Source organism: Modestobacter sp. I12A-02662 (assembly GCF_041028325.1).
Classification (GTDB): domain Bacteria; phylum Actinomycetota; class Actinomycetes; order Mycobacteriales; family Geodermatophilaceae; genus Modestobacter.
Genome location: NZ_JABGDE010000006.1, coordinates 61578 through 79325 on the forward strand (window position 1 = coordinate 61578; position 17748 = coordinate 79325).

Genomic DNA, 17748 nt, shown 5'->3' on the forward strand with positions numbered 1-17748 from the left:
GGGTGCGCGATGCGCGCGGCACACTCGGCGGCCGCACCGCACCCCCGCAGCGGGATCAGCCACAGGCCTCCGGGCAGCCGGTCGCGGCCGCCGGAGACGATGGCCAGGCGTTGGTCGACCACCCGCAGCACGGTCTTGCCCTCGAGGACCAGCAACCTGCCGGCGACGGCCGTCCCCGAAGCTTCGACCCTCGGCATGAGGGCGCGCACCCCGAGGACGGGCTCGAGGTGCGGGCGCAGATCGCCGGGCTGCGGTACAGCCGCAGGTCGATGCTGTCCAGCCACGTCGTGCGCGAGGCGACCGGTCGGTCCATGGCGACCGTGTAGCTCGCCGCCAACGCCGCCAGGGCAGCGTCTACTGCCGATGGTTGGGGGCCGGCCCAGAACGGGCCGCCGCCAGGATCGCTCACCGGCGTTCCTCTCGGATCACCGAGCTCGGCCGGGTGTCGCGCATTCTGTCGGTCGCACCCGGCCACCGGGGTGAGTCGCACCCGGCCACCGGGGTGAGACGCGCCCGGCAGCCGTCATCCCAGCTGACCTGTGCCGCCCGGTTGCTCCTCCGCCGCGCAGTCCACGACTGCGCGCGCCCCTGAGCCGGGTCCGACACCTCAGGGGTTCGCTGGTCGCAGCAGAAGGGCTGGATGAAAGGGTTCAAGCCGCTGAACTGCGGTGCTGCTCCCCCGATTGGACTCGAACCAATAACCCTGCGATTAACAGTCGCATGCTCTGCCAATTGAGCTACGGGGGAACGGCGGGCCTGGTGTCCCGCGCGCTCGTCGAGACTACCCCACGGCTGCCGGGGACCCGGGAGGGGGCCTTCGACGGGTCGCGGCGCGTCGCCGCCGGTAGCGTGCTCCCGTCCGCCCGATCATGGAGGTGCCCTCGTGGCCAAGCTGTCCTTCCTCGCCGGTCTCGGCGCCGGTTACGTCCTCGGTGCCCGGGCCGGGCGGGAGCGGTACGAGCAGATCCGCCGCATGTACCACCACGCCAAGGAGGACCCGCGGCTGCAGAGCGCGGCGGGGATGGCCCAGGCCCGCGCCGACGCGGCGGTCGGCACGGTCAAGTCGAAGCTGACCGGCCACCAGCCCACCACCGGGGGCTCGCGGTCCACCACCGGGGGCTCGCAGTCCACCGTGGGCGGCCAGCAGCCCCCGGTCGGTGGCCAGGGGCCGACCGTCCGCTGAGCCGGCCTCAGCGGCTCGGGTCGTCCGCGGCGACCGCGGCCGCCAGTCGCTCCCGCGCCACCCGGCGCGCCGCCGGGTCGTCCCGGTCGGCCCCGTCGTCGAAGACGACGCTCCACTCCCGCACCGGCTGACCCGGCACCCGCCGGGCGACGAGCAGCACCGACCCACCGCCGGGCAGCGGGTGCCGCTGGCTGGTGACCACGGTCCGGTCGACCCGGTTGCGCAGCACCGCGGGCAGCTCCCCCGCCTCCCGGAGCACGTGCCGGACGGCGGGCTCCCGGGCCTGCACGCCCGGTTCCACCTCGGTCAGCGCTGCGATGGAGAAGATGCCCCCGCCCGCGGCGTCGGCGGCCCAGCGGGCGGTGGCGACCTGGTGCCACGGCAGCAGGTCACCGGCGTCCGCGGCACCGGGGACGACGGTGCGCAGGCCCCGCGAGGTGGCCACCAGCCACCCGCCGTCGGCCCGCTCCCCCCAGGCCAGCACCCGCTCGTCGGGGTCCCCCGGGCCCCCGACGGCGGCGCGGACCGGCTGGGGCGGGCCCGCGAAACGCCGCCGCACCAGCCGGACGGCGGTGCCCAGCAGGCTCACGGGGTGAGCCCGCCCGCGGCCCGCTTGCGCAGCGAGATGGCCAGCTGCTCGAGGTCCATCAGCTGCTTGAACAGCTTCATGTACTCGTCGCCCTGCTCCACCGGGTTCATCCGCTGCAACCGGCCCTTGATCGCCGCGATCCGCCGCACCGTCACCAGTTCCTGCAGCCGGGCCATCAGCGCGTTGACGTAGGAGGCGTCGTTCTCGCCCACCGACCGCAGCGGCTCGACCGCCAGCGCGGTGAGCATCGCCCGCGCCGTCTCCCGGTCGCAGTGCTCGCCGACCTGGTCGATCCACGCGGCGCCGGAGACGGTGGCGCCCGCCGCTCCCCCGGCGGCGGAGATGGCCGCGGCCACGGCCGAGTAGTCCGGGTGCGTGTAGTCGGTCGCCGCGACGTCGTCGAACGCCGGGCCAGCGATCTCCGGGACCTGCAGGGCCGCCTTCACCGCCTCGCGCTCCACCTCGATCGCGACGTCGTCCGGGCTCTTCCGCGGCGTGCGGGACCGCGGCCGCTCGGCGGTCTGCCCGCCGTCGGTCAGCCGGCGCACCCGCTGCACGACCTCGGTCTCGTCGGGCAGGCCGAGCAGGCCGGCCAGCCGCCGGGCGTAGGCGGGGCGCAGGGCGTGGTCCTTGATCTGCGCGATCAGCGGCGCGGTCTTCTCCAGGGCGGCGACCCGGCCCTCCACGGTGTCCAGGTCGTACTCCCGCAGGATCGTCTGCAGCACGAACTCGATCAGCGGGGTGCGCCGGGCGATGAGGTCGCGGACGGCGGCGTCCCCGTGCGCCTGGCGCAGCTCGCACGGGTCGCGGCCCTCGGGCTCGACGGCGACGAAGGTCTGCGCGACGAAGCGCTGGTCCTCCTTGAACGACTTCATGGCCGCGGCCTGGCCCGCCGCGTCGCCGTCGAAGGTGTAGACGACCTCGCCGCGGAACTCGTCCTGGTCCATCAGCAGCCGGCGCAGCACGTTGATGTGCTCCGCCCCGAACGCCGTCCCGCAGGAGGCCACCGCCGTGGTGACGCCGGCGACGTGGCAGGCCATGACATCGGTGTAGCCCTCGACGACGACGGCCTGGTGGCTGCGGGCGATGTCCCGCTTGGCCCGCTCGACGCCGTAGAGCACCGAGCTCTTCTTGTACAGCGGGGTCTCAGGGGTGTTCAGGTACTTCGGACCGGGGTCGTCGTCCATCAGCTTGCGGGCGCCGAAACCGATGACGTCGTTGGTGAGGTCGCGGATCGGCCAGACCAGCCGGCGGTGGAACCGGTCGATGAGGGTGCCGCGGGAGGACTCCTTGGCCAGCCCGCCGGTGACCAGCTCGGCCTGCGTGTAGCCCAGCCCCCGCAGGTGCCGGGTGAGCACGTCCCAGCCGCCCGGGGCGTAGCCGCAGCCGAAGTCCAGGGCCACCTGCCGGTCGAAGCCCCGCTCGGCGAGGAACTGCCGGGCCGGCGCGGCCTCCGGCGTCATCAGCTGCTCGGCGTAGAACTGCGCCGCCGCGGCGTTGGCCGCCACCAGGCGCGCCCGCTGGCCGGCGCCGGCCCGGTCGGGGCCGCCGGTGGGGCGGCCGCCGTCGTCCTCGTACTGCAGCTGCACGCCGGCCCGGCCGGCCAGCAGCTCCACCGCCTCGGCGAACGACAGGTGGTCGATCTCCTGGATGAAGCGGATGACGTCCCCGCCGACCCCGCACCCAAAACAGTTCCCGGTGAGGATGTTGTCCTCGAGCGTGAACGCATGGGTCCCCGGGACCTCGGCGCAGAAGACCTCCTCGACCCGGTCGCTCCACTCGACCGACTGGACGACCCAGTTCTTGCGCTCGAACTTCTTCTCGTTGGCGAGGTACCGCGCACGGTGCTGCTGCAGGAGGAAGAAGGACTCCGGCAGTCCCTTGGTCATGAAGCGGACGTTGTAGATGTCGCTGGGCACGCCATCGATGCCCACGCGGGTCTGCTTGGCGACACCGAAGGTGCCGATGCCGAGCCGGGTGCACAGCGTGCGCACGTACTCCAGGTCAGCCGGGTCGGCCGAGTTGAGGACCGCATCACCGTCGTCCGCCACGCACCCGTCGGCGGCGAAGTACCCAGCGAGCCATCCGAGGAGGTAGGAGGCATCCTCGTCGAGGGCCGGGCGCTCCTCCTTGAAGTACGCGGGCAGACCGTAGAAGCGCGTCCCCCGTTCGTCGGACCAGGAACGGCAACCCTCGAAGAACCGGGCGAGCTCGGCGTCCTTCTCGCCGTACAGCACGGCGATCGAGCCGGCCCCTGCCCGGGTGCCGTCGCCATAGACGAGCCCTCGCGCGACGCCGAACGGCGAGGGCCGGGTGGCCGGGTTGAGCACCCGGCTCACCGGGAACGAGTGCGACAGCCGGTCGCCGGGGCGGAGGTCTTTGGTGAGCTTCTCGCGGCGCTGCTGGCGCAGGGATCCGGAGGGGACGAACCAGCGGTGCTCGTCGGTGGCGTGCAGCAGCTTCGTGCGCTCGTTGCGGGTCACCGTCACGCGCATCAGCCGCTGCACGCCGTAGCTCTGGAACGGGGCCTCGACCCAGCCGCCGTCGCCGTTGAGCACGCGCACCGTCCGGCCGGCGAGCTCGCGGATGGGCACGGTGCCGTCCTCGGTGAGGACGCCGGTCTCCCCCGCCAGGCAGTGGTAGAGGCCGCGTGAGGGGGTCACCTGGAACGACGGGGACTTCTCGTCGTGAAAGGGGCACAGGCCCTTGAGGCTGCCGCCACCCGCCCGCTTGAGCTGCAGGTGCTCGCCGATGATGTCGTCGATCTTCGACCGCTCGCGGACCAGCGCGATGTCCGCGGCCCGGATGCGTCCTCGCCCGGCCATCAGCTGCTCCCGCCGATGACCGCCGCGGTGGTCGCCCCGACGACGACCGCGGTGTTCCGCCGGGTGATCACCAGCTCCACCCACAGCAGGAACACCTGCGTGGCCAGCGGCAGCCCGGCGTCGGCGGTGAGCGTCGGCCGCGGCGACCAGCCGCCGGTCGTGCCGCTCTCGGCGACGGTGCGGCCGCCGGCGGTGTAACGGTGGGTGCCGTGCCAGTAGGAGAGGCTGGTCATCTCGACCACGGCGCCGTCCAGCTCCAGCTCCCAGGTGCCCTTCCACAGCGACGTCTGCCGGGCGCTCAGCCGGGCGCTGGACTCGAGGTCGGCCTCCCAGCGGGCGGTCAGCTCCCGGCCCTGCTTCCCGAAGACCCAGGTGCGGTCCCCGACGACGGCCGTGGCGGACTCCTTCCAGTTCGATGCGTGCAGCGTCGCCACCACGGCGCCCCCGGACAGCACCGGGACGACACCCTTCGCGACGCCGGCGGTCCCGGCCTTGCCCAGCTCGAGCACGGTCCCGTCCATCAGCCGATCCCCGGGGCGCCGGCGACGCTCTCACCGGTCGTGCGGTAGAGCAGGTAGGCGGCGGTCTCGCGGAGGATGTACCGGAACTGGGTGGCGCGGGTCTGCACCGCGGGGCCCTGCCGGGTGGGTGAGCTGGTGGCGGCCAGCCCGGCGTCCTCGGCCATCCGCTCGGCCCGCATCGCGTGCCACGGGTCGGTGACCAGCACGACGGAGGACCAGCCCCGGTCGGTGAGCGTCGTCGCGACCGCGCGCATGCTCTCCAGCGTGTCGACGCCCTGGGGGACGGCGAGCAGCCCGTCGGCCGGGACGCCGGCCTGCGCCAGGTAGTCCCGGCCGGCCTCCGCCTCGGTGAACGCGTCGCCGGCGGCCTTCCCGCCGACCGTAACCACCACCGGCGCCACACCCTCCTCGTAGAGCCGCAGGGCGTGCTCGAGCCGCGCCTCGAAGATCGAGGACGGCACGCCGTTGTACTGCGCCGACCCCAGCACCACGATCGCGTCGGACTGCGGTCGGGCGTCCTGCCGCGCGGTCCACCAGATGGCCAGCCCGGTGGAGGCGACCAGGAGGACGGCGGCGGCCAGCACCGCCCCCACCACTCGTCCGACCCACGCCACGCGTCATGGGTACCACGCCGGGCTGACGGCAGTGCGCCCCCGGGGAGGGCGTGCCGCGCCGGCCGGTCAGCCCGCCGGGGTGACCGCCGCCCGCCCGGCCTCCAGCCGGGCCACCGGCACCCGGAAGGGCGAGCAGGAGACCTCGTCCAGGCCGATTCGGGCGAAGAAGTGCACCGACTCCGGATCACCGCCGTGCTCCCCGCAGACGCACAGGTGCAGGTCCGGCCGGGCGGCCCGGCCCTCGGTGACGGCCAGCTCCACCAACCGTCCGACCCCCGAGCGGTCCAGCGTCTGGAACGGCGACACGTCGAACACGCCGGCCTCCAGGTAGGCGGGGAAGAACGCGGCCTCCACGTCGTCCCGGCTGAAGCCCCAGGTCATCTGGGTGAGGTCGTTGGTGCCGAAGGAGAAGAAGTCGGCGCAGGCGGCGATCTCCCCGGCGGTCAGCGCGGCCCGGGGGACCTCGATCATCGTGCCGATCGGGACCGGCAGCTCCAGCCCGTGCTCCTCGCACACGTCGGCGATCACCGCCTCGGCCTCCGCGCGGACCAGGTGCAGCTCCTGCAGGGCCCCGACGAGCGGCACCATCAGCTCCGGGCGGGGGTCCCCGCCGGCCCTCAGCCGCGCGCACGCCGCCTCCATCACCGCCCGCACCTGCATCGCGTAGAGCCCGGGCACGACCACGCCCAGGCGCACGCCGCGCAGCCCGAGCATCGGGTTCTGCTCGTGCATCCGGCGGACGGCGGTCAGCAGCCGCAGGTCCGCCTCGTCCGGCTCGCCCTGGTCCTCCGCCCGGGTCACCCGCACCGACAGCTCGGTGAGGTCGGGCAGGAACTCGTGCAGCGGCGGGTCCAGCAGCCGGATCGTCACCGGCAGCCCGTCCATCGCCTCCAGCACCTCCAGGAAGTCCTGGCGTTGCAGCGGCAGCAGCGCGTCGAGCGCCGCCGTCCGCTGGGCGTCGTCGACGGCGAGGACGAGCTGCTCGACCAGCTCCCGCCGCTCCCCCAGGAACATGTGCTCGGTGCGGCACAGCCCGATGCCGACCGCGCCGAACCGGCGTGCGCGGGCGGCGTCGGCGGGGGTGTCGGCGTTGGCGCGCACGCCCAGCCGGCGGCGGGTGTCGGCGTGCCCGAGCAGCCGGTGGACGGCGCGGACGACGTCGTCGGCGTCGTCCGACGCGGGGTCCAGCTCGCCCTCGACGTACCGGACGACGGTGGACGCCTCCACCGGCACCTCCCCCAGCCACACCCGCCCGGTGGAGCCGTCGACGGAGATCGTGTCGCCCTCGCGCACCACCGTGCCGCCGGGGGCGGTGAACCGCCGGGCCCGCGGGGCCACGTCGAGCTCCTCGGCGCCGCAGACGCAGGTGCGGCCCATGCCGCGGGCCACGACGGCGGCGTGGCTGGTGCGCCCGCCGCGGCTGGTGAGCACCCCGCGGGCGGCGATCATCCCGGCCAGGTCGTCGGGGGTGGTCTCCCGCCGCACCAGGACGACGTCCTCCCCGCGCTCGGCCCACTCGACCGCCGTCTCCGAGGAGAACACGGCCTTGCCGACCGCCGCGCCGGGGCTGGCGTTCATCCCGGTCGTCAGCAGGACGGCGTCCCCCCGGTCGGCGAACCGCGGGAACATCAGCTGGGCCAGCTGCTCGCCGTTCACCCGGCGCAGCGCCTCGTCGAGGTCGATGAGCCCCTCGTCGACCAGCTGGGCGGCGATCACGAACGCCGCCGCCGCGGTGCGCTTGCCCACCCGGGTCTGCAGCATCCACAGCTTGCCGCGCTCGATGGTGAACTCGATGTCGCACAGGTCCCGGTAGTGCTGCTCCAGCCGGCGCATCACCTCCCGCAGCTCGGCGAACGAGCGCGGGTCCAGCTCGGCCAGCTCGGCCAGCGGCACGGTGTTGCGGATGCCGGCGACGACGTCCTCGCCCTGGGCATCGGCCAGGTAGTCGCCGTAGATCCCCGGCGCGCCGGTGGCCGGGTCCCGGGTGAACGCGACGCCGGTGCCGGAGTCCTCCCCCAGGTTGCCGAAGACCATCGCGACGACGCTGACCGCCGTCCCGCCGTCAGCGGGGATCCGTTCCTGGCGGCGGTAGAGGACGGCCCGGTCGGCGTTCCACGAGTCGAAGACGGCGGTGATCGCCAGCTCCAGCTGCTCGCGCGGGTCGGCCGGGAACTCGCGGCCGGTCTCCTCGCGGACGATCGCCCGGTAGGCGGCGACCAGGTCACGCAGGTGCGCGACGTCCAGGTCGACGTCCCGGGACACCCCCTGCACGGCCTTCGCCTTCTCCAGCGCGTCGTCGAAGTGCTCGTCGTCGATGCCCAGCACGGTGTGCCCGAACATCTGCACCAGCCGCCGGTAGGAGTCCCAGGCGAACCGCTCGCTGCCGGACTGGCGGGCCAGCCCCTGCACCGAGGCGTCGGTCAGCCCGACGTTGAGGACGGTCTCCATCATCCCGGGCATCGAGTGCGCCGCCCCGGACCGCACGGAGACCAGCAGCGGGTCGTCCGGGTCCCCGAGCCGCCGGCCGAGGGTCCGCTCCAGCGCGGCGAGGTGCTCCTCCACCTGGGCGGCCAGCCCCGGGGGCGGCGCGCCGTGGGTGAGGTACCAGCGGCAGGCCTCGGTGGTGATCGTGAAGCCCGGCGGCACCGGCAGGCCCAGCCGGGTCATCTCGGCGAGGTTCGCGCCCTTGCCGCCGAGGAGTTCCTTCTGGTCCATGGAGCCCTGGCTGAAGTCCTGCACCCAGGTCCTGCCGTTGCCGACGCTCGACATCGCCCCTCCCGGGGCCACCGCGGGCCGGCGCGGACGGGACCGTCCGCGACGGCGGGCACCCCGGTGTGCCCCGGTGGCGTGGCTCCAGGGTGGCCCGCCGGGGCGCGGCACACCAGGGGCGGAGGGCTCAGTCGGCCAGCCGGGTGCCGCAGACCTTCGTGCCGCCCTCCGGGACGACGGTGAGCTCGGTCTCCACGGGACCGCCGCCGTCGTCCCAGCGGACCGTGACGTACTGCACCGGTGCCCCGGCGAGCTGGCCGCCGCGCGACCCGACGACCTCCGGGGTGCCCGGCTGCAGGAACTCGTCGGCCAGCTCCGCGGGAGGGACGGTGGCGCGGACGTCGTCGCAGACGAGCGTGTAGGCGGTCTCGACGTCGCCCTGGGAGAGCGCGGCGGTGAAGACCGTCGCGACCTCCTTGGCCTGGTCCTGCGCCGAGCCCTTGAACACGCTCATCAGGCCGACCATGACCACGGCGACCGCAACGGTGCCGCCCAGCATGGCGATCAGCAGCCCGGTGCGCCGGCGCCCCTCGCCGGTGTGCAGCGGCTCGGGCCGGTCGTCGTAGAGGAACGGGCCGTTGCTCATGGCTCGACTCCGGTCATCCGCCACTCACCAGCAGCTCGGCGCCCACGGGGGGACGCGGGTCGTCACGGTCGTCGAGCCAGCCCTGCGGCAGCGCGACGGGCCGGGGCTGGCTGGTGCGCCCGCGCGGGGCACCCAGCACCGCCTCGGGGTAGGGCTGGTCGGGGATGCGGTCCAGCAGCCCGGCCAGCTCGTCCAGCCCGGACACCATCGCCAGGGAACGGCGGACGTCGGAGCCGACGGAGAAGCCCTTGAGGTACCAGGCGACGTGCTTGCGGAAGTCGGTGCAGCCGTGCAGCTCGCCCTGCTCCGCCGACAGCAGCGTGGCGTGCCGGTGCATGACCGCGGCCACCTCGCGCAGCGTCGGCAGCGCCCGGCGGGTGTCGCCGGCGAAGGCGGCGGCCAGGTCGCCGAACAGCCAGGGCCGGCCCAGGCACCCCCGGCCGACGACCACCCCCGCGCAGCCGGTCTCGGCGACCATGCGCAGCGCGTCGTCGGCCTCCCACAGGTCGCCGTTGCCCAGCACCGGGATGTCGACGTGCTCGACCAGCCGGGTTATGTACGACCAGTCGGCGGTGCCGCTGTAGAGCTGGTCGGCGGTGCGCCCGTGCAGGGTGATCGCCGCGGCGCCCTCGTCCTGCGCGATCGCGCCGGCCTCCAGGTAGGTGACGTGCTCGGCGTCGATGCCGATCCGGGTCTTCACGGTCACCGGGACGTCGCGGGCGGCGCGGACGGCCGCGCGGACGATGTCGCGGAACAGCACCCGGCGCCACGGCAGCGCCGAGCCGCCGCCCTTGCGGGTCACCTTGGGCACCGGGCAGCCGAAGTTCAGGTCGATGTGCACCGGGCGGGTGCCGGCGACCCGCTCGTCGACCAGCATCTCGACGGCCCGACCCACGGTCGCCGGGTCGACGCCGTAGAGCTGCACGGAGAAGGCGTCCGCCTCGCCGGGCGTGGCCCGGACCATCTGCAGCGTCTTCTCGTTGCGCTCCACCAGCGCCCGGGTGGTGATCATCTCGCACACGTACAGGCCCGCCCCGAACTCGCGGCACAGCGTGCGGAAGGCCGGGTTGGTGATGCCCGCCATCGGCGCCAGCACCACCGCGGGGTCGACGGTCAGCGAGCCGAGCTGCAACGCCGGCAGCGCCGTCGCGCGCTCGAGGGTCCCGCTGGTCACGTCGTCCAGAGTAGGTGCCGCGGCCGAGTGCCCGTGATCACGTACGCCCTCCCTGTCGGAGGGAGCCCTATCGTCCGCCCATGGAGACGACCCTCACCGCACCGATCGACTGGACGGGCCAGCTCGTGGAGCAGCTCGACTGGCACTGGTCCGGCCACCTGCGCCCGCGGCTGGAGGGGCTCACCGACGACGAGTACCGCTGGGAGCCGGTGGCCGGCTGCTGGAACGTCCGGCCGCGGGGCACCAGCACCGCGCCGATGGCCGTCGGCGCCGGCGAGTTCACCATCGACTTCGCCGTCCCCGAGCCCGATCCCGCGCCGGTGACCACGATCGCCTGGCGGATCGGGCACCTCGTCGTCGGCGTGCTCGGCGGCCGGGCGGCCAGCCACTTCGGCGGGCCGCCGTTCGACTACCCCACCCACGACTACCCGGGTGACGCCGCCACGGCCCTCGCCCAGCTCGACGCCACCTACGCGGCCTGGATGACCGGCGTCCGCGGGCTCAGCGCGGAGGACATGCGCCGGGCCGTCGGCCCGGCCGAGGGCCCGTTCGCCGAGCACCCGATGGCCGAGCTGGTGCTGCACATCAACCGGGAGGTGCTGCACCACGGCGCGGAGATCGCGCTGCTGCGCGACCTGTACCGCTGGCGGAGCTGACCCTCAGCACCCCGGCAGACGGGCGCCCAGGTAGGAGACGACCTGGTCGAGGCCCACCCGTTCCTGGGCCATGGTGTCGCGCTCCCGCACCGTCACCGCGTCGTCCTCCAGGGTGTCGAAGTCGACTGTGAGGCAGAACGGGGTGCCGATCTCGTCCTGCCGCCGGTAGCGACGGCCGATGGCGCCGGCGTCGTCGAAGTCGACGTTCCAGCTCTTGCGCAGCTCCGCGGCGAGGTCGCGGGCCTTGGGCGACAGGTCCGCGTTGCGCGACAGCGGCAGGACGGCGGCCTTGACCGGCGACAGCCGCGGGTCCAGCCGGAGCACCGTGCGGGTGTCGACGCCGCCCTTGGCGTTGGGCGCCTCGTCCTCGGTGTAGGCCTCGACCAGGAACGCCATCAGCGACCGGGTCAGGCCGGCCGCGGGCTCGATGACGTACGGCGTCCACCGCTCGCCGCTGGCCTGGTCGAAGTACGACAGGTCGGCGCCGGAGTGCTCGCTGTGGGTCTTCAGGTCGAAGTCGGTGCGGTTCGCGATGCCCTCGAGCTCGCCCCACTCCGAGCCGGTGAAGCCGAACCGGTACTCGATGTCGACGGTGCGCGTCGAGTAGTGGGACAGCTTCTCCTTCGGGTGCTCGTAGTGCCGCAGGTTGTCCCGGGAGATGCCCAGGTCGGTGTACCAGCGGGTGCGCTCGTCGATCCAGTACTGGTGCCACTCCTCGTCCGTGCCGGGCTGGACGAAGAACTCCATCTCCATCTGCTCGAACTCACGGGTCCGGAAGATGAAGTTCCCGGGGGTGATCTCGTTGCGGAAGGACTTGCCGATCTGGCCGATGCCGAACGGCGGCTTCTTCCGTGCCGCGCCCATGACGTTGGCGAAGCTGACGAAGATCCCCTGCGCGGTCTCCGGGCGCAGGTAGTGCAGGCCGGACTCGTCCTCGACCGGGCCGAGGTAGGTCTTCAGCATCATGTTGAAGTCGCGGGGCTCGGTCCACTGGCCCTTGACGCCGCAGCTCGGGCAGGAGATGTCGGCCAGGCCGTTCTCCGGCGCCCGGCCCTTCTTCTCCTCGAACTCCTCCTCGAGGTGGTCGGCCCGGAACCGCTTGTGGCAGTTCGTGCACTCTGTCAGCGGGTCGGTGAAGACGCCGACGTGACCGGAGGCGACCCACACCTGGCGGGGCAGGATCACCGAGGAGTCCAGGCCGACGACGTCGTCCCGCCCCTGGACGACGGTGCGCCACCACTGCTTCTTGATGTTGTCCTTCAGCTCCACGCCCAGCGGCCCGTAGTCCCAGGCCGAGCGCGTGCCGCCGTAGATCTCACCGGACGGGAAGACGAACCCCCGGCGCTTGCAGAGGTTCACCACCTTGTCCAGGCGGGCGGGGTCGGCGGTGCGGGGGGCGGTCGGGGTGTCGCTGGGCACGGGGGCTCCATCCGGCTGGCGGTCGGCGGTCCACCCAGACGTTAGTCGCCGCCCCTCGCGGCCCCGCCGTCGCACCGGCGGCTCACCCGCCGGCGAGCGCGGTGACCACGGTGGCCAGCCCGGTCACCATGACCAGGCACAGGGTCATCACCCGGAACGGGCCCCGGGGCACCCGGCCGGCCCAGGTGTTGCCGAGGGCGTTGCCCAGCACGGCGCCCGGCAGCCAGCACAGCAGGAGCAGCCCCACCCGGCCCAGGTCCAGCTCGCCGGCCAGCCCGATCAGGGCCAGGGCGAGGGCGTTGCAGACGATGAAGTACACCGCCAGGTCGGCCACGAACTGCCGCGGCGCGACGTTCTGCCGGGAGAGCAGGACGACCGGGGGCGGGCCGTTGAGCGACGTGGTGATGCCGAGGAAGCCGCCCAGCATCCCCGCGCCGCCCGTGGCGAGCGGAGGTACCCGGGTGGCGTCGCCGGCCGATCTCGCCCCCGCCGGACCGAGCAGCAGGAACGCGGCCACCACGACCGCCACGCCCCCCGCCGTCACCTTCAGCGCATCCCCGCTGACCACGTCCCGGACGAGATGGCCGAGCAGCAGGCCGGGCACGGAACCGGCGACCAGGTACGCCGCCCGGCGCCGGTGCACCGACGCGTGCATCCGGGCGACCGTCGCCAGCCGGGTGAGCAGCCCGATCGTGAGGTTGACGACGACGACGTCGGTCAGCTCCATCCCCAGCAGCAAGAGCAACGGCGCGCAGACCAGGGAGAAGCCGAACCCGGTGACGCCGCCGAGCAGGCTCGCACCGACGACCACCGCCGCGCCGGAGAGGAGCAGCGTCAGGTCCACGCCTCGTCCGTCAGGTACGCGCCCGGCTCGTCGACCGCATGGACCCACACGGGGGCGCCGGCGATCTTCGCCTCGGGGGCGGACAGCGCGCGGCGGTAGGCGCCCACGCCGTCCCACGTCGTCCAGAGGGCGCACAGCGAGTCGTCGTCGGCGGCGCGGCCGACGGCGCCGTCCCGGAACCCGGGGCGGGTCCGGAGCACGGCCAGCAGCTCACCCGCCGCGGCGAGCAGGGCCGGGACGTCGTCGGCCGGGGCGCGCAACCGGGTGACGGCGAACACCGGACCCCCTTCAGTTGACAACGATTCTCACGTGCGCCGACGATGATGTCATGTCCGCGGCCCTCACCACCCCGAGCCGGACGATCCCGGCCGACGTGCTGGCGGCCAGTGCGCTGCTGACCGCGCTGGCCTTCCCGCTCCGGCTGTCGATCGTGGCCCTGCTGGCCGAGCACGGCCCGCACTGCGTGCACCAGCTCGTCGACGCGCTGGGTGTGCCGCAGCCGCTGGTCTCCCAGCACCTGCGGGTGCTGCGGTCGGCCGGGCTCGTCGCCGGCGAGCGGCGGCACCGGCAGGTGGAGTACCGGCTGGTCGACGCGCACGTGGCACACATCGTGCGGGACGCCATCGAGCACGCCGGTCACGGTCGCGCGGGCGACGCCCCCCGGGGCACGGCGATCGCCTGATGGCCCGGACCACCCGCCAGCGCGCCGCCGTCGCCGCCGTCTTCGACCAGCTCGAGGGCTTCCACAGCGCCCAGGAGGTGCACGCCCGGCTGCGCAGCGCCGGGGACGGCGTGGGTCTGTCCACCGTCTACCGCGCCGTCCAGGCCCTCGCCGACGACGGCGAGCTGGACTCGATCCGCACCGACTCCGGCGAGGCGCTCTACCGGCGCTGCAGCACCCAGCACCACCACCACCTCGTCTGCCGCTCGTGCGGGCGCACGGTGGAGGTGGCCGGGCCCGCGGTGGAGCAGTGGGCCGACCGCGTGGCCGGGGAGCACGGGTTCGCCGACGTCAGCCACACGCTGGAGATCGTCGGTACGTGCGGCGGCTGCCGGTCGCAGGCGCAGGCCTGACCCGGCCCTTCGTCAGGCGCTGCCGAAGCGGCGCTGCCGGCTGGCGTACTCCTCGCAGGCCAGCCACAGGTGGCGGCGGTCGAAGTCGGGCCAGAGCGTGTCGAGGAAGACGAACTCCGCGTAGGCCGACTGCCAGAGCAGGAAGTTGCTGGTCCGGTTCTCCCCGGAGCTGCGGACGAACAGGTCGACGTCGGGCATGTCCGGCTCGTCGAGGAACCGGGCGACCGTCGCCTCGTCGACCTTGTCCGGCTTGAGCCGCCCGGCGGCGACCTCCCGGGCGATCGCCGCCGCGGCGTCGGCGATCTCCGCCCGGCCGCCGTAGTTGACGCACATCGTGAGGGTGAGGACGTCGTTCTCCTTGGTGAGCTCCTCGGCGATCTCGAGCTCCTTGATGACGCTGCTCCACAGCCGCGGACGGCGACCGGCCCAGCGCACCCGCACCCCCAGCTCGTGCATCTCGTCCCGGCGGCGGCGGATCACGTCCCGGTTGAAGCCCATGAGGAAGCGGACCTCCTCGGGGCTGCGCCGCCAGTTCTCGGTGGAGAAGGCGTAGGCGCTGATCGCCGTGACGCCGAGCTCGATCGCGCCCTCGACGCAGTCGAACAGCGAGGACTCCCCCGCCTCGTGCCCGGCGGTGCGCGGCAGGCCGCGCTGCTTGGCCCAGCGGCCGTTGCCGTCCATCACGATCGCCACGTGCCCGGGCACCCGGTCCGCCGGCAGCTTCGGCGGACGGGCCCCGGACGGATGTGGGTTGGGCGCCTTCACCTCGCGGTTCATGACCGGTCCACCAGCGGCAGCGAGCGCAGACCGCGCTCCAGGTGCCACTGCAGCATCGCCGCGACCAGGCCGCTGCCCTCGCGCCGGCTCATCGCCTGGCTGGCCTCGGCCCGCACCCAGTCGCCGCTCAACAACGCCTCCAGCAGGTCGATCGTCACCAGGTTCGGCATCGCCGACCCGGCGGGACGGCAGGCCGGGCACACGGTGCCCCCGGCCGGGACCGAGAAGTGCCGGTGCGGGCCCTCCTCGCCGCAGCGGGCGCAGTCGCCCAGCGCGGGCTCCCACCCGGCCACCGACATCGCCCGCAGCAGGAACGCGTCGAGCACCAGCCCGGGCGGGCGGCTGGCGTCGGCCAGCGTGCGCAGCGCACCGATGACCAGGAGGAACATCCGCAGCTGCGGCTCCTTCTCCTCCGCCGTCAGCCGGTCGGCGGTCTCCAGCACGGCAGTGCCGGCGGTGTAGGCGCGGTAGTCGCGGACCACCGCGGGGCCGTAGGCGTGCAGCGACTCGGCCTGGCTGACGATGTCCAGGTTCCGGCCGGTGTACAGCTGCAGGTCGACGTGGCTGAACGGCTCCAGCCGCGCGCCGAACTTGCTCTTGGTCCGGCGCACGCCCTTGGCCACGGCGCGCACCTTGCCGGTGCGCCGGGTCAGCACCGTGATGATGCGGTCGGCCTCACCCAGCTTCTGGGTGCGCAGGACGACGCCCTCGTCGCGGTACAGCGACTGCGGCGTGGTGGACACCTAGTACCCCAGCCGGTTCAGCTTCTTGGGGTCGTCCTGCCACTCGCCGAGCACGGTGACGTGCAGGTCCAGGTGGACCCGGGCACCGAGCAGCTCCTCCAGCCCGACGCGCGCCTCGCTGCCGATCGCCTTGATCGTCTGCCCGCCCTTGCCGAGCACGATCGGCTTCTGGCTCGACCGCTCGACGTGCAGCAACGCGTGGATGACCACCAGCTCGCCGCCGGCGTTCCTCGGGTCGGGACGGCGCTCCATCTCCTCGACGGTGACGGCGAGGGAGTGCGGCACCTCCTGGCGCACCTTCTCCAAGGCCGCCTCGCGCACCAGCTCGGTGATCTGCCGCTCGGTGTCCTCGTCGGTGGTCTGGTCCTCGGGGTACATCGGCGGGCCCTCGGGCAGCAGCCCGACCAGGAGGTCCTCCAGCAGCTCGACCTGGTCGCCCTTCACCGCGCTGACCGGCACGACCTCGGCCGCGTCGACCAGCTGGCTGGCCGCGATCAGCTGCTCGGCGACCTGCTTCTTGCCCACCGCGTCGGTCTTGGTGACCACCACGACGATCGGCGTGGTGACGTCCTTGAGCTGCCGGGCGATGAAGGCGTCACCGCTGCCGACGGGCTGGTCGGCGGGGATGCAGAAGACGATCACGTCGACCTCGGACAGGGTGTCCCGGACGACGTCGTTGAGCCGCCGGCCCAGCAGGCTCTTGGGCTTGTGCAGGCCGGGGGTGTCGACGAGCACCAGCTGGCCACCCGGGCGGTGCACCACTCCGCGGATCGCGTGCCGCGTGGTCTGCGGCCGGTTGCTGACGATGCCGACCTTCTCCCCCACCAGGGCGTTCGTCAGCGTGGTCTTGCCGGCGTTGGGCCGGCCGACCAGGCAGGCGAAGCCGCTGCGGTAGGGCGGCTGATCGGTCTCGGTCACGCCGTCCAGTCTCCCACTGACCGCCGACACCTCGGCGGCGGCTGGGATCATGGTCGCCATGCCTCCCCGGTCCCGACGTGAGCACGGTGGTCCCCTGGTGGTCCGGGCGGCCCGCGACCGGGAGCGGCACGTCACCCAGGTGACCAGCTACGGCTACTTCGCCGGCCGCGGCCCGAAGCGGTACGTCACCGTCACCCCGGCCCCGCTGCGGTACTGGCAGTACCAGCCGGCGTCCCTGCGGGTGGTCGCGCTGACCGTGCTCGCCGTCGCCGCGTGGCTGTCCTTCCTCGGCTGGCGGGACGGTCGGGCGGCCGTGGTCGACGAGCTGCCGCTCGCCCTCGGCCTCGGGCTGCTGGTGCTGGTCGGCTCCACCGGCCGGCTCACCGTCTCCGACACCGGCGTCTCCACCGACATCGCCGGCCTGCGGCAGGTCTCCCCGTTCGGCATCGTGCCGCTGGTCCTGGTGCAGCAGGTCGTCGCCGGACCGGCGCCGGAGGGCTGGCCGCGGCCGAAGCGGCGGGGTGGCTGGTGGCCAGGGCGGCAGCGGGTCAGCGTGCGCCACCTGGGCATGGACGGCGAGACCGAGCAGGCCCTCACCGCCTGGGTGCGCGACCCCGAGGCCTTCGCCGACGCCCTCGGCCGGCCCCTCCCCTGATGGCCCCCCTGCAGGGCCCCGCCGCGAGCCGGCGAGTGGTGGGGGCAGGGGGGTCCTTTCTCAGGCGGTCGTGCGGACAGCGCCGTCGGGGCCGGCGAGCAGCACCGGCGCGGACGGCGTGAGGTCGCGGACCGCGGCGAGCCCGGCCTCCTCGACCGACGCCGCCGCGCTGACCACCGCCGCCGCCTCGAGCCCCTCGACCCCGCTGGACACCGCCGCCGCCACCGCCGCCTGCAGCGCCGACAGCCGCAGCGACGGCAGGGCCACCGTCGCGGCGAGGTAGGTCCGGCCGTCGGTGTCGCGCACCGCGGCCCCCTCGGCGGCTCCCGTGCGCCCGCGCGCGGAGCGGGCCAGGGTGATCAGCTTGGCGTCCTCGGGGTCCAGCTCAGCGGCGCTCACGA

At 73.9% G+C, this 17748-nt stretch carries 20 protein-coding genes and 1 tRNA gene; 6 read left to right on the forward strand and 15 right to left on the reverse strand.

Annotation, left to right across the window (positions count from 1 at the left end; all coding sequences use genetic code 11):
- The first annotated feature begins 110 nt into the window (after window positions 1-110).
- Window positions 111-326 (forward strand): hypothetical protein, encoded by a 216-nt coding sequence (locus HL189_RS09815; protein ID WP_369133513.1) that lies wholly within the window; start codon window positions 111-113, stop codon window positions 324-326.
- Window positions 327-674: 348 nt separating this feature from the next.
- Here the strand turns inward: HL189_RS09815 and HL189_RS09820 are convergent.
- Window positions 675-747, reverse strand: a tRNA-Asn gene (locus tag HL189_RS09820).
- A 136-nt stretch (window positions 748-883) separates the two neighbouring features.
- Here HL189_RS09820 and HL189_RS09825 point away from each other — a divergent pair.
- Window positions 884-1183: a hypothetical protein gene (locus HL189_RS09825; RefSeq protein WP_369133514.1), complete on the forward strand. Its 300-nt coding sequence runs from the start codon at window positions 884-886 to the stop codon at window positions 1181-1183.
- Window positions 1184-1190: 7 nt separating this feature from the next.
- On the opposite strand, the gene HL189_RS09830 is transcribed toward HL189_RS09825, so the two are convergent.
- From HL189_RS09830 to dusB, 7 genes are all read right to left on the reverse strand, one after another.
- Window positions 1191-1772, reverse strand: coding sequence for a hypothetical protein (locus HL189_RS09830; RefSeq protein ID WP_369133515.1), 582 nt, complete (start codon window positions 1770-1772; stop codon window positions 1191-1193).
- Window positions 1769-4597, reverse strand: a complete 2829-nt coding sequence (gene dnaG, locus HL189_RS09835; RefSeq protein ID WP_369133516.1) for a DNA primase — start codon at window positions 4595-4597, stop codon at window positions 1769-1771. The genes HL189_RS09830 and dnaG overlap by 4 nt, the downstream gene beginning before the upstream one ends.
- Window positions 4597-5118 (reverse strand): hypothetical protein, encoded by a 522-nt coding sequence (locus HL189_RS09840; RefSeq protein WP_369133517.1) that lies wholly within the window; start codon window positions 5116-5118, stop codon window positions 4597-4599. Before HL189_RS09840 ends, dnaG begins: the two co-directional genes overlap by 1 nt.
- Window positions 5118-5732, reverse strand: coding sequence for a YdcF family protein (locus tag HL189_RS09845; protein WP_369133518.1), 615 nt, complete (start codon window positions 5730-5732; stop codon window positions 5118-5120). Before HL189_RS09845 ends, HL189_RS09840 begins: the two co-directional genes overlap by 1 nt.
- A gap of 66 nt (window positions 5733-5798) precedes the next feature.
- Complete coding sequence (gene ppdK / locus HL189_RS09850) at window positions 5799-8501, reverse strand: pyruvate, phosphate dikinase (RefSeq protein WP_369133519.1); 2703 nt, start codon at window positions 8499-8501, stop codon at window positions 5799-5801.
- A 127-nt stretch (window positions 8502-8628) separates the two neighbouring features.
- Entirely contained in the window at window positions 8629-9087 is a 459-nt protein-coding gene (locus tag HL189_RS09855; RefSeq protein WP_369133520.1) for a hypothetical protein, read from the reverse strand.
- Window positions 9088-9100: 13 nt separating this feature from the next.
- On the reverse strand, window positions 9101-10261 hold the full coding sequence (gene dusB / locus HL189_RS09860) for a tRNA dihydrouridine synthase DusB (RefSeq protein ID WP_369133521.1): 1161 nt from the start codon (window positions 10259-10261) through the stop codon (window positions 9101-9103).
- An 80-nt stretch (window positions 10262-10341) separates the two neighbouring features.
- Here dusB and HL189_RS09865 point away from each other — a divergent pair, with 80 nt between their 5' ends.
- The gene (locus tag HL189_RS09865; RefSeq protein ID WP_369133522.1) at window positions 10342-10917 is read left to right on the forward strand and encodes a DinB family protein; all 576 of its coding nucleotides are present in this window, start codon (window positions 10342-10344) and stop codon (window positions 10915-10917) included.
- Between the two features lie 3 nt (window positions 10918-10920).
- Here HL189_RS09865 and HL189_RS09870 read toward each other — a convergent pair whose 3' ends face one another.
- The 3 genes from HL189_RS09870 to HL189_RS09880 all read right to left on the reverse strand — a co-directional run bounded on the left by HL189_RS09870 (window position 10921) and on the right by HL189_RS09880 (window position 13458).
- Complete coding sequence (locus HL189_RS09870) at window positions 10921-12336, reverse strand: glycine--tRNA ligase (RefSeq protein ID WP_369133523.1); 1416 nt, start codon at window positions 12334-12336, stop codon at window positions 10921-10923.
- 82 nt (window positions 12337-12418) lie between these two features.
- The gene (locus tag HL189_RS09875; RefSeq protein WP_369133524.1) at window positions 12419-13180 is read right to left on the reverse strand and encodes a sulfite exporter TauE/SafE family protein; all 762 of its coding nucleotides are present in this window, start codon (window positions 13178-13180) and stop codon (window positions 12419-12421) included.
- The gene (locus tag HL189_RS09880; protein WP_369133525.1) at window positions 13171-13458 is read right to left on the reverse strand and encodes an antibiotic biosynthesis monooxygenase; all 288 of its coding nucleotides are present in this window, start codon (window positions 13456-13458) and stop codon (window positions 13171-13173) included. Before HL189_RS09880 ends, HL189_RS09875 begins: the two co-directional genes overlap by 10 nt.
- A gap of 50 nt (window positions 13459-13508) precedes the next feature.
- On the opposite strand from HL189_RS09880, the gene HL189_RS09885 reads away from it, so the two are divergent.
- Entirely contained in the window at window positions 13509-13862 is a 354-nt protein-coding gene (locus HL189_RS09885) for an ArsR/SmtB family transcription factor (protein WP_369133526.1), read from the forward strand.
- On the forward strand, window positions 13862-14254 hold the full coding sequence (locus HL189_RS09890) for a Fur family transcriptional regulator (RefSeq protein WP_369133527.1): 393 nt from the start codon (window positions 13862-13864) through the stop codon (window positions 14252-14254). The genes HL189_RS09885 and HL189_RS09890 overlap by 1 nt, the downstream gene beginning before the upstream one ends.
- A gap of 12 nt (window positions 14255-14266) precedes the next feature.
- On the opposite strand, the gene HL189_RS09895 is transcribed toward HL189_RS09890, so the two are convergent.
- From HL189_RS09895 to era, 3 genes are read right to left on the reverse strand one after another with little or no spacing between them, the layout of a single operon-like run.
- Complete coding sequence (locus HL189_RS09895; protein WP_369133528.1) at window positions 14267-15031, reverse strand: isoprenyl transferase; 765 nt, start codon at window positions 15029-15031, stop codon at window positions 14267-14269.
- Window positions 15028-15774, reverse strand: coding sequence for a DNA repair protein RecO (gene recO / locus HL189_RS09900; protein ID WP_369133529.1), 747 nt, complete (start codon window positions 15772-15774; stop codon window positions 15028-15030). Before recO ends, HL189_RS09895 begins: the two co-directional genes overlap by 4 nt.
- Window positions 15775-16692: a GTPase Era gene (gene era / locus HL189_RS09905; protein ID WP_369133530.1), complete on the reverse strand. Its 918-nt coding sequence runs from the start codon at window positions 16690-16692 to the stop codon at window positions 15775-15777.
- A 58-nt stretch (window positions 16693-16750) separates the two neighbouring features.
- Between era and HL189_RS09910 the strand changes: the two genes are divergently transcribed.
- On the forward strand, window positions 16751-17347 hold the full coding sequence (locus HL189_RS09910; protein WP_369133531.1) for a hypothetical protein: 597 nt from the start codon (window positions 16751-16753) through the stop codon (window positions 17345-17347).
- Window positions 17348-17407: 60 nt separating this feature from the next.
- On the opposite strand, the gene HL189_RS09915 is transcribed toward HL189_RS09910, so the two are convergent.
- Window positions 17408-17746, reverse strand: coding sequence for a cytidine deaminase (locus HL189_RS09915; protein ID WP_369133532.1), 339 nt, complete (start codon window positions 17744-17746; stop codon window positions 17408-17410).
- Between the last annotated feature and the right edge of the window lie 2 nt (window positions 17747-17748).

What these genes read in the sequence shown, in the direction of transcription:
- dnaG (WP_369133516.1), bottom strand. Translation starts at nt 4,597, where the DNA reads ATGGCCGGGCGAGGACGCATCCGGGCCGCGGACATCGCGCTGGTCCGC.
- HL189_RS09840 (WP_369133517.1), bottom strand. Translation starts at nt 5,118, where the DNA reads ATGGACGGGACCGTGCTCGAGCTGGGCAAGGCCGGGACCGCCGGCGTC.
- ppdK (WP_369133519.1), bottom strand. Translation starts at nt 8,501, where the DNA reads ATGTCGAGCGTCGGCAACGGCAGGACCTGGGTGCAGGACTTCAGCCAG.
- HL189_RS09855 (WP_369133520.1), bottom strand. Translation starts at nt 9,087, where the DNA reads ATGAGCAACGGCCCGTTCCTCTACGACGACCGGCCCGAGCCGCTGCAC.
- HL189_RS09865 (WP_369133522.1), top strand. Translation starts at nt 10,342, where the DNA reads ATGGAGACGACCCTCACCGCACCGATCGACTGGACGGGCCAGCTCGTG.
- HL189_RS09885 (WP_369133526.1), top strand. Translation starts at nt 13,509, where the DNA reads ATGTCCGCGGCCCTCACCACCCCGAGCCGGACGATCCCGGCCGACGTG.
- HL189_RS09890 (WP_369133527.1), top strand. Translation starts at nt 13,862, where the DNA reads ATGGCCCGGACCACCCGCCAGCGCGCCGCCGTCGCCGCCGTCTTCGAC.
- HL189_RS09895 (WP_369133528.1), bottom strand. Translation starts at nt 15,031, where the DNA reads ATGAACCGCGAGGTGAAGGCGCCCAACCCACATCCGTCCGGGGCCCGT.
- HL189_RS09910 (WP_369133531.1), top strand. Translation starts at nt 16,751, where the DNA reads ATGCCTCCCCGGTCCCGACGTGAGCACGGTGGTCCCCTGGTGGTCCGG.